General features: G+C 59.7%; 12 protein-coding genes. 10 read left to right on the forward strand and 2 right to left on the reverse strand.

What is annotated here, in order from left to right:
• The first annotated feature begins 281 nt into the window (after positions 1-281).
• The 3 genes from groL (at position 282) to AC07VO_RS12045 (ending at position 4,354) form a co-directional block, all read left to right on the forward strand.
• Positions 282-1,898 carry a chaperonin GroEL gene (gene groL, locus AC07VO_RS12035; RefSeq protein ID WP_018928208.1) on the forward strand — a complete coding sequence of 539 codons (1,617 nt, stop codon included), beginning with the start codon at positions 282-284 and terminating at the stop codon, positions 1,896-1,898.
• Between the two features lie 148 nt (positions 1,899-2,046).
• Positions 2,047-3,873: an ATP-dependent zinc metalloprotease FtsH gene (gene ftsH, locus AC07VO_RS12040; RefSeq protein WP_018928209.1), complete on the forward strand. Its 1,827-nt coding sequence runs from the start codon at positions 2,047-2,049 to the stop codon at positions 3,871-3,873.
• A gap of 55 nt (positions 3,874-3,928) precedes the next feature.
• Positions 3,929-4,354: a potassium channel family protein gene (locus AC07VO_RS12045; protein ID WP_018928210.1), complete on the forward strand. Its 426-nt coding sequence runs from the start codon at positions 3,929-3,931 to the stop codon at positions 4,352-4,354.
• A gap of 16 nt (positions 4,355-4,370) precedes the next feature.
• On the opposite strand, the gene AC07VO_RS12050 is transcribed toward AC07VO_RS12045, so the two are convergent.
• Positions 4,371-6,752, reverse strand: coding sequence for a phosphoketolase family protein (locus tag AC07VO_RS12050; protein WP_192351379.1), 2,382 nt, complete (start codon positions 6,750-6,752; stop codon positions 4,371-4,373).
• Between the two features lie 217 nt (positions 6,753-6,969).
• On the opposite strand from AC07VO_RS12050, the gene AC07VO_RS12055 reads away from it, so the two are divergent.
• From AC07VO_RS12055 to AC07VO_RS12065, 3 genes are all read left to right on the forward strand, one after another.
• Positions 6,970-7,716, forward strand: coding sequence for a cyclic nucleotide-binding domain-containing protein (locus AC07VO_RS12055; protein ID WP_111453726.1), 747 nt, complete (start codon positions 6,970-6,972; stop codon positions 7,714-7,716).
• A 34-nt stretch (positions 7,717-7,750) separates the two neighbouring features.
• Complete coding sequence (locus tag AC07VO_RS12060; RefSeq protein ID WP_192351380.1) at positions 7,751-8,734, forward strand: zinc-dependent alcohol dehydrogenase family protein; 984 nt, start codon at positions 7,751-7,753, stop codon at positions 8,732-8,734.
• A 171-nt stretch (positions 8,735-8,905) separates the two neighbouring features.
• Positions 8,906-10,720: a DAHL domain-containing sensor histidine kinase gene (locus AC07VO_RS12065; RefSeq protein WP_192351381.1), complete on the forward strand. Its 1,815-nt coding sequence runs from the start codon at positions 8,906-8,908 to the stop codon at positions 10,718-10,720.
• A gap of 185 nt (positions 10,721-10,905) precedes the next feature.
• On the opposite strand, the gene AC07VO_RS12070 is transcribed toward AC07VO_RS12065, so the two are convergent.
• Entirely contained in the window at positions 10,906-11,724 is an 819-nt protein-coding gene (locus AC07VO_RS12070; protein WP_018928215.1) for an aldo/keto reductase, read from the reverse strand.
• A gap of 245 nt (positions 11,725-11,969) precedes the next feature.
• On the opposite strand from AC07VO_RS12070, the gene AC07VO_RS12075 reads away from it, so the two are divergent.
• The 4 genes from AC07VO_RS12075 to AC07VO_RS12090 all read left to right on the forward strand — a co-directional run bounded on the left by AC07VO_RS12075 (position 11,970) and on the right by AC07VO_RS12090 (position 15,080).
• A complete protein-coding gene (locus AC07VO_RS12075; RefSeq protein WP_086945351.1) occupies positions 11,970-12,758 on the forward strand; it encodes an alpha/beta hydrolase in 789 nt (262 codons plus the stop codon).
• 279 nt (positions 12,759-13,037) lie between these two features.
• Entirely contained in the window at positions 13,038-14,015 is a 978-nt protein-coding gene (locus AC07VO_RS12080; RefSeq protein ID WP_086945350.1) for an NAD-dependent epimerase, read from the forward strand.
• A gap of 49 nt (positions 14,016-14,064) precedes the next feature.
• Positions 14,065-14,805: a glycosyltransferase family 2 protein gene (locus tag AC07VO_RS12085; protein ID WP_018928219.1), complete on the forward strand. Its 741-nt coding sequence runs from the start codon at positions 14,065-14,067 to the stop codon at positions 14,803-14,805.
• Complete coding sequence (locus tag AC07VO_RS12090; RefSeq protein ID WP_018928220.1) at positions 14,802-15,080, forward strand: lipid-A-disaccharide synthase N-terminal domain-containing protein; 279 nt, start codon at positions 14,802-14,804, stop codon at positions 15,078-15,080. Before AC07VO_RS12085 ends, AC07VO_RS12090 begins: the two co-directional genes overlap by 4 nt.
• Position 15,081 lies beyond the last annotated feature (1 nt).

Consider the following 15,081-nt stretch of genomic DNA (forward strand, 5'->3'; position numbering starts at 1 on the left):
TGAGTTGGCTAAAAATCCCACGCGAACCGTGTTTTCAAATCGCCCCCCTTCCAGTCAGGTCCACTGAAAACACGGTGGATTTGAAGATTTCATTTGGGCCCGGTTTGCTGCGGCGCAGGTTGATATTTGTCAATTCGGGCCAACAACCGACGGTCGATCATCCGAACGGTACGTACTGCGACTGCACACCTGCCTGTGTGACTTTGTTGATAAAAATCAACGCTGCACGTGCCATTTCATAGAAGCTGAAACAATGCAGAACTCTTCAGGAGAACAACCTGATGGCTCACACTAAAATCCTGTTTCGTGCTGGCGCTCGCGAGAAAATCCTCAGCGGAGCCACACAATTGGCGGACGCTGTCCGGGTGACCCTGGGACCGAAATCAAAATCGGTGTTGATCCAGAATAAATGGGGCAATCCGACGGTCTGCAACGATGGCGTGACGATTGCCAAACGGATCGACCTGCTGGACCCCGAGGAGAATCTGGGTGCGCAAATGCTGCGTCAGGCGGCGGAACGCACCGGCGAGGCCGTGGGGGACGGGACCAGCACATCGACGGTCCTGGCCCATGCAATCCTGGCTGACGGCATCCGCAACGTCGTCGCCGGTGCCAGTGCGATCGACCTCAAGCGCGGTATGGACCGGGGGCTTTCTCTGGTCATGCAATCACTGCTGGCGCAATCGCGCCCGGTCAGCACGCCTAAGGAAAAGGCCCAGGTGGCCACGCTTTCGGCCCACAACGACGCGGTCATCGGTCAGCTGGTGGCCGACGCTCTGGAAAAGGTCGGCATTGAAGGTGTTGTCAGTGTCGAAGAGTCCAAGACCACCGAAACAGTGGTCGAGGTCATGGAAGGGATGCGCCTGGATCGTGGATATGTCTCGCCCTACTTCGTGACCGATACCGAGAAGATGCAGGCCGAACTCGACGATGCCTACCTGCTGCTCTGTGACCATAAGATCGGCGTGCTCAAAGACCTGCTGCCATTGCTGGAATTGATTGCCAAAAGTGGCCAGCCACTGGTCCTGATCGCCGATGACATAGAAGGTGAAGCGTTGACCACGTTGGTGGTCAACCAGATTCGGGGAGTTTTGCGCGCGGTGGCGATCAAGGCGCCAGGTTTCGGTGATCGACGCAAGGAAATGCTTCAGGACATTGCCGTTCTGACCGGCGCAACCCTGATCTCCAATGAGCTGGGGATCAACCTCGAACAGGTGGAGTTGAGCCAGTTGGGTCGGGCTCATCGCGTCGTGGTGCAAAAAGACAGCACCGCGCTGATTGGCGGCGCAGGTACACGCGAGGCTATCGAGGCGCGCCTGCAACAGATCCGCGTTCAAATGGACAACACCACCAGCGATTACGACCGGGAAAAACTGCAGGAACGCCTGGCCAGGCTGTCTGGCGGCGTGGCGGTGATCCGCGTCGGCGCGCCTTCCGAAGCGGAAATGAAATCGCGCAAGGATGCACTCGACGATGCGATTTCCGCGACCCGGGCAGCGATCGCCGAAGGCATTGTTCCAGGTGGCGGCCTGGCGCTGCTCAAGGCGGTGCCGATGATCGCAGCCGAGGAAGCCAGCCATGAGGGCGATGTCAAAACCGGCCTGCAGATTCTGCGCCGGGCTCTGGAAGCACCGGCCCGGTTCATCGCTGAAAACTCGGCGGTGGATGCCGGCGTGGTCATTGCCCGCATGCTCGCCGAACCGGGCAACGTGGGCTTCGATGCGGCAGCCAATTGTTATGTGGACATGTACGAAGCCGGCATCATCGACCCGACCAAGGTGGTGCGTATTGCCCTGGAAAATGCCGTGTCGGTTGCCAGTGTCCTGCTGCTCACCGAGGCGACCATGACGGATATTCCAGAAAAGGAATCGCCTGCCCAGCCACCGTTTCCTGAATGACCGGCACGAGGTGAGGTGATCCAGACCCGAGGTCTCTGTGCACATCATCCGGCGCCCTGCGCGAGGGAGAAGCTGAAGCAGGCTATCTTTATAGTAAACGGGATGGCCGCTGGCTTACCGATATGCGTTCACACTCTGAGCCAAGGCCATGAAAAAGAACGACCGGTGGAACCTGTCCTACTTCGCGATCGCTTTTATCGTCATGGGCCTCATGCAGGTCTTCTTTGTCGAGCGCCAGGCCGTGCAGCCCCTGCCCTACAGCCAGTTCATGCAATTGTTGAACGAGCAAAAAGTCAGTGACTTGCAGATCGACAAGGACCGGATCAGCGGCAAATTGGTGGAACCCATCGACGGACGCGACCGGTTCTCCACGGTGCGGGTCGATCCGGCGCTGGCGACCGAACTCTCCCAATCGGGCGTCGGCTTTACCGGGGTCAATGAAAACACCTTTATGAACAGCCTGTTGGGCTGGTTGTTGCCGTTCATAATGATCATGGTGTTCTGGCATTTCCTGTTTCGCGGGATGGCGGACAAACAAGGCCTTGGCGGGTTGATGAATGTCGGCAAGTCGCGGGCCAGGATCTTTGTCGAACGCGATACTGGAGTGACCTTCGCCGATGTCGCGGGCATTGACGAAGCCAAGGCCGAACTGGTGGAAATCGTCTCGTTCCTCAAGGACAAGGCCCGATACGCACGCCTGGGCGCACACATTCCCAAGGGCACCTTGCTGGTGGGCCCGCCAGGCACCGGCAAGACCCTGGTGGCCAAAGCCATCGCCGGTGAAGCCGGTGTGCCGTTTTTCTCGATTTCGGGGTCCGAATTTGTCGAAATGTTCGTCGGGGTCGGTGCGGCCCGGGTCCGCGACCTGTTCGAACAGGCCCGCCAGGCCTCACCCTGCATCATCTTCATTGATGAACTCGATGCGCTGGGCAAGATGCGTGGCGTCGGCGTGTTGGGCGGCAATGACGAAAAAGAACAGACCCTCAACCAGTTATTGGCCGAGCTGGACGGCTTCGATCCCCGGGAGGGCGTGGTTTTGCTGGCTGCGACCAACCGGCCAGAGGTCCTTGATCCGGCGCTGTTGCGCGCAGGGCGCTTCGACCGGCAGATTCTGATCGACCGTCCCGATCGCAAAGGGCGGCAGTCGATTCTTAAGGTTCATCTGAAGAAAATCACCGTGGAACCAGGCCTCGATAGCGCACGTATCGCCGAAATCACCACTGGTTTCACCGGCGCCGACCTGGCCAACCTGGTGAACGAAGCGGCCATCGTCGCCACCCGTCGCGGCGCCGAGGCGGTCAGCCTGAACGACTTCACCGCCGCAGTGGAACGCCTTATCGCGGGGCTAGAACGCAAGAGCAGCCTGCTCGATGCCGACGAGCGCCGGGTGGTGGCCTATCACGAGATGGGGCATGCCCTGGCCGCGAGCAGCCTGCCGGCCATGGACCCGGTGCATAAAGTCTCGATCGTGCCCCGGGCCATCGGCTCGCTGGGCTATACCTTGCAGCGACCGACCGAGGATCACTTCCTGATCAGTTGCCAGACACTCAAGGACCGGATTGTCGTGCTGATGGCCGGACGCGCCGCCGAGGACCTTGTCTACGGCCAGATCTCCACCGGAGCCGCCGACGATCTGGGCCGCGCGACCGATATCGCCCGGCAACTGATCACCCGCTTCGGCATGAGCCCCGAGCTCGGGCAGTCGGTGCTGGAAAAGCAAACCCCAACGTATCTGGGAGATCGCATGGCCACGATGGGCGAAAAGGATTATTCGGAACAGACAGCCCGGGAAATCGACCTGGGTATTCGCGCCCTGCTCGATGAAGCCTACCAACGGGCCAAGGCGCTGCTTCAGAGTCGTCGGGCCGACCTGGACGAGGGCGCCCGCCTGTTACTGGAAAAGGAAACCCTCACGCCCGAGGAGTTCCCGGCGCTGATGCCATTCAAGCCCACCCCGGCATTACCAGCCCCGTGACGCTGCGAACAATCGCCCGCAGACGGCGCCCTGCCCCCATCGCTGAAGGCCCATCATGTTCGCAGTCACGCTAATCAACACGTTGGTGGTGGTCATCACGGTGGTGATCCACTACGAATGCCTGCTGCGTCTGAACGATTGGCTGCCCAGGCTCAAACTCTGGAGCCGCTTTCGGATCGTCGTCGGGGTATTCGGCGCGATGGTGGCCCATGCGTTAGAGGTCTGGTGTTTCGCGCTGATCTATTACCTGCTGATCCGCTCCGGTGAATGGGGTAGCCTGCGCGGCAATTTCGATGGTTCGTTCATGGACTGCGTGTACTTTTCCTTCACCACGTTCACGACCATCGGTTTCGGCGACATTTCCCCCATGGGTAACCTCAAGTACCTGACCGGGTTGGAGGCACTGACGGGACTGGTGCTGATTTCCTGGACCGCCTCGTTCCTGTTTCTGGAGATGCAGAAATACTGGAAGAGCAAGTAACGCCCGGCGCCGCCCATCAACCCTGATTGCCCGGCGCAGGCGTCCATTGCCACTCCATCACTTCGGGCATGTCCTGCCCGTGTTCGATGAGGTAAAGCTTGTGTTTCTCCATCGTCGCCCAATAGCGCGCCCGGGCGGTCTGGAGTTGATCGTGCAGCCGGGGCACGCGCTCGATGACATCCAGGGCCAACTGATACCGATCCAGATTATTGAGCACCGCCATGTCGAACGGCGTGGTGGTCGCCCCCTCGTCCTTGAAGCCGCGAACATGGAAGTTTTCATGATTGGTGCGCTTGTACAGCAGCCGGTGGATCAGCGCGGGGTAGCCGTGGAAAGCAAAGATCACCGGCCGGTCGACGGTAAACAGTTCATCGAAGACGCTGTCGGGCAAACCGTGGGGATGGTGGTACGACGGCTGCAGGACCATCAGGTCGACGACATTGATCACCCGCACCCGCAAATCCGGCACGTATTCGCGCAGCAAAGTGACCGCCGCCAGGGTTTCCAGGGTCGGAACGTCGCCGGCACAGGCCATCACCACGTCCGGATCGCTGTCATCGCGGCAGGCCCAGTCCCAGCGTCCGATACCGGCCTGGCAATGACGAATGGCGGCATCGATGTCCAGCCACTGCCACTCCGGTTGCTTGCCGGCCACGATCACGTTGATGTAGTTGCGGCTCCTGAGGCAGTGATCGGCCACTGACAGCAGGCAATTGGTATCGGGCGGCAGGTAGATCCGCACCACGTCCGCCGTTTTGTTCGCCACCAGATCGATGAACCCCGGGTCCTGATGGGAAAAACCATTGTGGTCCTGGCGCCAGACATGGGAGGTGAGCACATAGTTGAGCGAGGCCACCGGTTTGCGCCATGGCACTTCGGCGGCGGTTTTCAGCCATTTGGCATGCTGGTTGAACATCGAGTCGACAATGTGGATGAACGCCTCGTAACAGGAAAACACCCCATGCCGGCCGGTCAGCAAATAACCTTCGAGCCAGCCTTCGCACACCTGTTCGCTCAGAATCTCCATCACCCGGCCATCGGCCGACAGATTGACGTCATCAGGCCCCAGCGGCTCCATCCACGCCTTCGCACTGACTTCATACACCGCATCCAGCCGGTTCGAGGCGGTTTCGTCCGGGCCGAACAGGCGAAAATTGCTCGACGTCAGATTGCATTTCATCACGTCGCGCAAAAACCGGCCCAGCACCCGCGTGGCCTCTGCCCGCAGGCCACCGGGCGCTTCGACGTTCACCGCATACTGGGTGAACCGTGGCAGATCCAGTGCGCGCAACAGCAGCCCGCCGTTGGCGTGGGGGTTGGCGCTCATTCGCCGATGGCCGGTCGGCGCCAACGCCGCGATCTCGGGTAACAAGCTGCCATTGGCATCAAACAATTCGTCGGGGCGGTAGCTGCTGAGCCATTCCTCCAGTTGCCGCAAATGCTGCGGCTGCTGGAAGTCGGCCAAGGGCACTTGATGCGCCCGCCAGGTGCCTTCGACCCGCTGGCCATCGACGAATGTCGGCCCCGTCCAGCCCTTGGGCGTGCGCAAGATCAGCATTGGCCACAGGGGTCGCTCCAGCGTCCGGGACGACGATCGTTGACGCGCGCCCCGCTGAATGTCGCGAATTTCCTGCACGATGGTGTCCAGCGTTCTGGCCAGGGTTTGATGAACCTCGGCCGGGTCATCGCCTTCGACGAAATATGGGTCGTAGCCATAGCCGTACATCAACGCCGACAACTCCTCCTCGCTGATGCTGGAGAGCACCGTCGGGTTGGCGATTTTGTACCCGTTCAAATGCAGAATCGGCAGCACCGCCCCGTCACGCGCCGGGTTGAGAAACTTGTTGGAATGCCAACTGGCCGCCAGCGCCCCGGTTTCCGCCTCGCCGTCGCCAATCACACACGCCACGATCAGGTCCGGGTTGTCGAACGCGGCACCGTAGGCATGGGCCAGGCTGTAGCCCAGCTCGCCGCCTTCATGGATCGATCCCGGAATCTGCGCCGACACATGGCTGGAAATGCCATACGGCCAGGAAAACTGCCGAAACAGTCGGGCCAGGCCATTGGTATTGCGCCCCACCGACGGGTAGAGCTCGGTGTACGTGCCTTCCAGGTAGGTCTGGGCCACGATGGCCGGCCCGCCATGCCCGGGGCCGGCGATGAAGATCATGTTCAGGTCGTGGGCCGTGATCAGGCGATTGAGGTGCGTATAGATCAGGTTCAACCCCGGCGTCGTGCCCCAGTGCCCCAGTAACCGTGGCTTTACATCCGTCAGTGTCAGCGGCACCGCCAGCAGCGGATTGTCCTTGAGGTAGATCTGCCCGACCGCCAGGTAATTGGACGCCCGCCAGTAGGCATCCAGCCCTTCCAGTTGCTCGGCACTCAGAAAATCGCTCATGACGTCCTCCGCCAGGGCTTCGGTTTAAACCGCAAGATATGCGTCGATTCTGGGTGTCTGCACGGCCTAAGACTTGATTTACATCAAGTCTTGGGCCGTCTATCCCGGCTCAACAGGAACAAGCTTTTCCCCCGCTCATCGACTCTATCTGTAAACGCCCGATTGAAACGGGGGATCCGAACTATGCTCTAAGCTCCTGTCAGGGGGAATTTTTGCGATGCCTGAAACTCGGCCGTATCAACATCATTATCTGAAAGCCGCGTGCTCCAATTGCAGTGTTCTGGAGTTGTGTCTGCCGATTGGCCTGACCAGCAACGAAGTCGAACGACTGGATACCCTGATCATTCAGCGTGTAAAGGTTAAAAAAGGTGCAGCCCTGTACCGGGCCGGCGATCCGTTGCGCTCGCTCTACGCGGTGCGGATCGGTTCATTCAAGACCAGCATGCTGTCGGTCGACGGCCGCGAGCAGGTCACCGGGTTTCAGATCCCCGGCGAGATGCTCGGTCTGGACGCTATCAGCGACGATCATCACACTTGCAGTGCCTTTGCCCTGGAGGACAGTGAAGTCTGCCCCTTCAACTTCGCCCAACTGGAGAAACTCGCCCTGGAGCTGCCCTCGTTGCAGCACAACATGAACAAGATCCTGAGCCGGGAAATCGTCCGTGAGCACAACCTGCTGATGATGATGGGCAACATGAACTCCGATGAACGCCTGGCCGCCTTCCTCCTGAACCTGTCGCAACGGCTGAGCATTCGGGGGTACTCGTCCCGAGACTTTGTGCTGAAGATGCGTCGCGAAGAGATCGGCTCCTACTTGGGCCTGCGTCTGGAAACCATTTGTCGGGGCATCGCTCATCTGCGGGACTCGGAACTGGTCGAGATTTCCGGGCGTAACGTCAAAGTGCTGAATCTGGACGGGCTCAAGCAACTGGTCGCCGGCTGCCACCGGGAATCCCCCCTGTAACGCCTTGCGGTGCATCGGCTTTTGGAGAATCGTCATGCGCGCCATGGTTCTGCATGCCCCCGGCCAGCCGCTGCAACGGGAAGAACGTCCCGTGCCGCAGCCCGGCGCGCAGCAACTGTTGATCAAGGTGTTGGCCTGTGGCGTGTGCCGCACCGACCTGCATTTAGTGGACGGTGAACTGCCGCAAGCAGTGCTGCCGCGGGTGCCGGGCCATGAAATCGTCGGTGAAGTGACAGCGGTGGGTGGCGACGTTTCGCCCGACTGGGTCGGCAAGCGCGTCGGCGTTCCCTGGCTTGGCTGGACGTGCGGTGAGTGCACGTTTTGCTGCTCGGGCCGGGAAAACCTCTGCGACCGGGCGCAGTTCACCGGCTGTCATCGGGATGGCGGTTATGCCGACTACACGGTTGCCGATGCCCACTTCTGTTTCCCCCTCCCGGACACGCTCTCGGCCACCGAAGCCGCACCGCTGCTGTGTGCCGGGCTGATCGGCTTTCGCGCCCTGCAAATGGCCAAAGGTGCACGCCACCTGGGCCTCTATGGCTTCGGCGCGGCAGCGCATCTGGCGATTCAGGTGGCGCGGGGCCGAGGACAGCAGGTGTACGCCTTCACTCGACCGGGCGACAGCGAGGGCCAGGCTTATGCCAGGACGCTGGGCGCCGTGTGGGCAGGCCCTTCGGATCAGCCGCCACCGCACCTGCTCGACGCCAGCCTGATCTTCGCCCCTGTCGGTGCACTGGTGCCACTGGCGCTGGAAGCCACAGTCAAGGGCGGTTGTGTGATTTGCGCCGGCATCCACATGAGCGACATCCCCAGCTTCCCCTATCGACTGTTGTGGGGCGAACGCAGCGTCCGCTCGGTGGCGAACCTGACCCGCGAAGACGGCACGGCGTTTTTTGCAGAGCTGCGTCATACGCCCGTGCACAGCGACGTCACCTGTTTTGCCCTGGACGATGCCAATCAGGCGCTGGCAAGCCTGCGGGCCGGTCAGGTCAAAGGGGCGATCGTGCTCGTCCCCTGACGCTCGCCCCTGCCGTTCGGTGTTTTTTCCGGCACCGTCCACCAACAACGCTAGGCTTACGGATGACGTGGCGATGCCTCGTCATTCTGCAGGGAGCGCAAAAAATGGAATTAATTGACCGTTGGCAGCCTCTCTCTCTCAGGACAGCCTGTATCAGGGAGGAATGCCGCCATGCAGATTTCTAATCATTACAAATGGTCTGCCTTGGCAGCCATTGCACTGACCCTCTTCAGCGTACTGATATTTTTGCTGATCAAATCCTACTCGTACGACACATCGACCTACTTCGAATCGCGCGACTTCGTGCGTCAACTCAAGCAATACGATGCCAATTGGAACGTGAAGCTCCTGCGAGCCAAAATCGGCATGAACAACAACCTGTTGCTGGTGGCGCCGCCTGAAGCGGAAGAGCGCTGGCAACAGCTCGATAGCCTCAACGCTGTCGGCCCGCTCCCGACCCTTTGGCAAACCCGACGCCAGGGCTATCTGGAGGCGGTAGAAAACAAAGCCCGGTTGGTTGAGCAATTCAAACAGCACAACACGGCCTTGCGAACAGCATTCGAGGCCCTGCCTACGCTGGAAGATGCCATTCGGGTGTTGCAGGAAGATTCCAACTACAAACTCTCGTCGGTGGATGCTCGGGCGGCGTCAGTGGTGTTCGATCTTACCTTGGACACCCTTGAATACGCCCTCTATGTCAGCAGCGAACGGGCCGAAGAAATCTCCGGGCATCTGGAATATCTGAATGAGTACATCAATCAACTGCCGCCTGAACGGCGCCCGACTTTCACTGCACTTGTAGACGCTGTGAATGCCATTGTGCGAGAGCAGCCCATCGTCAATGACCTGGTTGATCGCATCAGTGTCATTCCGGTCGCACAGCAACTGGACAGCATCAACGAGTTATTGAACGAGACACAACGGCGCACAGCCGCGACAGATCGCCAATACCACCTTTACCTGGGGATCTGCGCCGGCATCATGGCGCTACTGCTGCTGTACCTGGCCGCCCGTCTGATTCGCAGTTATGCGCTGATCAATAAGATGAACAACCAATTGCAGACAGCGAACGAGCGGCTGGAGCAACGCGTCGAGGAACGCACCCATGAACTGTTGGAAGCCGAGCGCGAACTGATCGACGCCGCGCGGATGGCCGGTATGGCAGAGATCGCGACCAACGTGCTGCACAACGTCGGTAATGTGTTGAATAGCGTTAACGTCTCCGCGGAATTGATCACCCGCAAATTGTCGACCAGCAAAACCCTCGGCCTGGGCAAAGCGGTAAAAATGATCAATGAACATGCCGAAGACCTGGGGCAGTTCATGACGCACGATGAAAAAGGCAAACTGCTGCCCCTTTACTTCAATCAACTGGTCGATTCCATCGCGACCGAGCAATCGAGCATCGTTGACGAGCTGGCGCAACTCACCAAGAGCATCGATCACATCAAGGATATCGTCGCCACCCAACAGGCCTATGCCGGCGCCGCCCGGCTGGTCGAGCCGTTGAATGTCGTCGATCTGTTCGAAGATGCGTTACGCATGAATTCCGGCGCCTTGAGCCGGCACCATGTCACGGTCATCAAAGACTACCAGGCCACACCGACCATCATCGGCGACAAACACCGACTGTTGTTGATCCTGATCAACCTGATCAGCAATGCCAAATATGCGATGTCCAGGGTCAGCGATCATCAGCGCCGTATGACGCTGGGCGTCAGGATTATCGATAACGCAACGCTGCGCTTCAGCGTAGAGGATCAGGGCGAAGGGATTGCCGCCGAGAACATGGCCCGCATCTTCAATCACGGCTTTACCACGCGCAAGGAAGGTCATGGTTTTGGCCTGCACAGTTGCGCACTCGCGGCGGTGGAAATGAACGGGCACCTTCGCGTCCATAGCGATGGACCCGGCCAGGGAGCGATTTTTACCCTGGAAATTCCGCTGGAGATGGCGCAAGTAATGCCAGCCGCCGTAAGCCTGTAGCAGCTGCCGAGCAGCGGCTGCGTTCGCTGGTAGCAGCTGTCGAGCCTGCGAGGCTGCGTTCGGCGGCGAAGCCGTCGTCAAACCAGAGCTTGCGGTGCATCAGGCAGACCGCGTCAGTCGGACTCACGACTGCTGCGCAGCCGAACGCAGCCTCGCGCTGCTCGGCAGCTGCTACAAGGTAGCCGTCACCCCACCAGCGCAATCAATTGCTGGCGCTGTGCATCCGTGAGCATCGGGCCGAAACCTGCACCGGCGTTTTCCGCCATGTAGCGCGGGTTGCCGGTGCCGGGGATGACGCAGGTCACCGCCGGATGAGCCAGCAGGAACTTGAGCGCCAGTTGCGCCCAGCTGTTGATCCCCACTTGCGCAGCCCATCCCGGTAGCGGTTTGCCTTTCAATCGAGCGATCAGGCCGCCGCCACCGAAGGGCCGATTGCAGATCACCGCCACACCGCGCTCACGACACAGCGGCAGGATTCGCTTTTCGACAGCGCGGTCGTCCAGGGCATAGTTGATCTGCAAAAAATCCATCGGCTCGCCTTTCAACACCGCCTCCACTTCGTCGTAGGCCGACGCCGTGTAATGGCTGATGCCGATGTAGCGGATGCGCCCTTCTGCCTTCCATTGACGCAAGGTCGGCAAATGGGTTTTCCAGTCCAGCAGGTTGTGAATCTGCATCAGGTCGATCCGGTCGGTCTGCAACAGTTTGAACGACTGCTCCATCTGCGCGATGCCTTCTTCGCGGCCACGGGTCCAGACCTTGGTGGCCAGGAAGGCCGGCGAGCGAGGGCGATGGATCGACAGCAGCTCACCGGTGGTCTGCTCGGCGCGACCGTACATGGGCGAACTGTCGATCACCTTTCCACCCTTCTCGAACAACGCGCTGAGCACCGCCTGCAGTTGCTTGTAAGCAGCGTCGGCTGGCGTGACATCAAAACCGCGATAAGTACCCAGGCCGACGATGGGCAACGGCTCGTTGCTGGAAGGAATGGCTCGGGTCAGCATGTTCTTGCCTCCGTGTGGCGAGGGGGCTTGCCCCCGTTCGGCTGCACAGCAGTCGTAAACCATTGCATGTGGTGTACCGCGATTGCAGGTTTTGGGGCCGCTTCGCGACCCAACGGGGGCGAGCCCCCTCGCCACAGGTGCTCGCACCCACACGGGCATTGGGCGGCGCTTCTGCACAGCTGAAATTGCTGGACTACACTCTGGCGACGCTCCAGCAATAGCTGTCTCAAGGCCCGAAGCAGTCCATGCCGTCCACTAAACTTAGCCGAATGTCGCGAACCCTGGTGTCTCTCTTCGCTTTCATTGCCGTTGCATACCTGCTGCTCTGCGTCGCGCTGTTCGTGTTTCAACGGGCCCTCATCTACTACCCGCAACCTCGCGCCATCGACACACCCGAATCGCTTCTTACCTTGTCAGTCGCCGACGCGCAGGTGCTGGTGACCGTCAGGCCGCACGACGGGCCGAAGGCGTTGATCTACTTTGGTGGCAATGCCGAGGACGTTTCCCGCAGCCTGCCCGGGTTTTCGCAAGCGTTTGCGGATCATGCGATCTACTTGCTGCATTACCGAGGCTACGGTGGCAGTACCGGGTCGCCGTCCGAGGAGGCGATTCAGCGTGACGCCATGGCCTTGTTCGACTATGTCTACAACAGCCATCCCGATATTGCAGTGATCGGACGCAGCCTGGGTTCAGGCGTTGCCGTGCGCCTGGCCAGCCAGCGCCCGGCGTCGCGGCTGATCCTGATCACGCCCTACAACAGCCTTGAAGACCTCGCCGCCCGCCAGTTTCCCTGGTTCCCGGTGAAATGGCTGTTGCAGGACAAGTTCGAATCCTGGAAATACGCCGCTCACATCACCGTCCCGACGCTGTTGGTTGCGGCCGAGCACGACGAAGTCATACCGCGCGCAAGCACAGACCGGCTCTACACCCATTTCGCCAAAGGCGTGGCCTCGCTGCAGGTCATACCGGACACGGGCCACAACTCGATCTCCGAGAGCCCCAACTACCTGCAAATGCTAGGCGCCGCGTTGTGAGCACCCTCACACCAGCACGCCTTTAAGCAGGTGGTCAGAAAAACGAAGTAATTACTTAACGTTTTTTTTACAATCCAACTGGCAGGGTATACGGCTGCCATTTCTGCGGCTCATGATGTGCACTGCACAGAACTTTACCAATACAATGGAGCAAGGCATGGAGCCAATGGTGGCAAAAAGCCCAAAAAATATACTGATCAGCGAGTACTTACAGGGGATTGTGATGCAAAAGCGCCCTTTGCGCAGAATCGGAATCAGTCACTCACAGGCGCAGGCCTCATGACGGTTCTGGTTACTGGCGCCGCCGGTTTTATTGGGTATCACACCGTCAAGCGTTTGTGTCAAGAAGGCCTTGAAGTCGTCGGTATCGACAATCTCAACGACTATTACAGCGTAGAACTCAAACACGCACGGCTCAAAGAGCTTGAATCCTTGCCGGGCTTTCGTTTCCAGGCCTTGGACATCGTCGACAAACCGGCCTTGATGGCCTTGTTCAAAGAACATGCTTTCACCGAGGTTGTGCACCTGGCCGCCCAGGCGGGTGTTCGCTATTCACTGGACAACCCGGATGTCTATGCGCAGTCCAATCTGGTGGGCTTTCTGAATGTGCTGGAAGCTTGCCGGCACCATCGCCCCGCGCATTTGATCTATGCCTCGAGCAGCTCGGTGTATGGCACCAACAGCAAAATGCCGTTCTGTGTCGAAGACGCCGTCGATCACCCCATTTCGCTGTACGCCGCCAGCAAACGCGCCAATGAACTGCTGGCGCACAGCTATTGCCACCTTTATGGCCTGAAGGCCAGCGGCCTGCGCTTTTTCACCGTTTACGGACCTTGGGGGCGCCCCGACATGGCGCTGTTCAAGTTTACCGAGGCGATCCTGAAAGGCTTGCCGATCGACATCTATAACCATGGCCAGATGTCGCGCGATTTCACCTATGTCGACGACATCGTTGAAAGCGTCGCCCGCCTGCGCTCCAAGCCACCGGTGCCGAACGAGCCGGGCGCTGGCGTAAACCGGATTTTCAACATCGGCCGTGGCCAACCCGTGCCACTGCTGGAGTTTGTCGACTGCCTGGAATCGGCGCTGGGCATCAAGGCCCAACGCAACTTCATGCCACTACAGGCAGGCGATGTGATCAAGACCTGGGCCGACATTTCGGCGCTGGCCGAGTGGGTCGATTTCCGCCCTCAAGTGGCGGTTGAAACTGGCGTAGCGGAATTTGTGAAGTGGTATCGCCACTTCTATCAGATATAAAACGTTAGCCCTTGATAAAAATAGACCAGGGAGCAAGGGAGAGGACTCTATGAGCCAAGACATTTTTGTATCTGTATTGATTCCAGCAAAGAATGAAGCAAACAACCTCAAGCCGTTACTTGAGGAAGTCCACGCCGCATTGAACGGTGAGGCCTACGAAATCATTGTGGTGGACGATGGCAGCACCGACTCCACCCTGCATGAGCTGCGGCAGCTGAAAAACAATGGCCTGGACGCGTTGCGCATCCTGCGCCATGAGCGCTCGCTGGGGCAAAGCACCTCCCTCTACCACGCGGCAATCGCCGCCCGGGGGCAATGGCTGGCCACGCTTGATGGCGACGGTCAAAACGACCCCGCGGACATCCCCGGGATGTTGGCGCTGGTGCGCGGTGAAAAGGGTCTGGTCGACGTTCAGCTGGTAGCCGGGCACCGGGTCAACCGCCGCGATACCGCAAGCAAACGCTGGGCTTCGCGTTTTGCCAACGGGCTGCGTCGCCGCCTGCTCAATGACGATACCCCGGACACCGGCTGCGGGCTGAAGCTGATCGAACGCGCGGCGTTTCTGCGCCTGCCGTACTTCGACCACATGCATCGGTACATTCCCGCGCTGATCCAGCGTCACAACGGCCGAATGATCGTCCACCCGGTCAACCACCGGCCCCGCACCGCGGGCGTGTCCAAATACGGCAACATCGACCGCGCCCTGGTGGGTATTCTTGACCTGTTCGGTGTGTGGTGGCTGATCAAGCGCACGCGGTTGAACACCAACGCGCAGGAGATCGAAGGATGAACCTCTCCCGCGAAACCCTGTGGCTGGTGGTCGGCTTCGCTGGCCAGATCGCCTTTACCGGTCGCTTCATCCTGCAGTGGCTGTATAGCGAGTACAAAAAACGCAGCGTGATCCCGGTGAGTTTCTGGTACCTGAGCATTGTCGGCAGCGCCCTGCTGCTCGCTTATGCCATTTACCGGGCAGACCCGGTGTTCATCGCTGGCCAGGCCTTTGGTTCCATCGTCTATCTGCGCAATTTGCAATTGATTGCCCGCACCAAACACCTGAAGGACTGAG

Source organism: Pseudomonas sp. GW821-FHT03E01 (assembly GCF_059420765.1).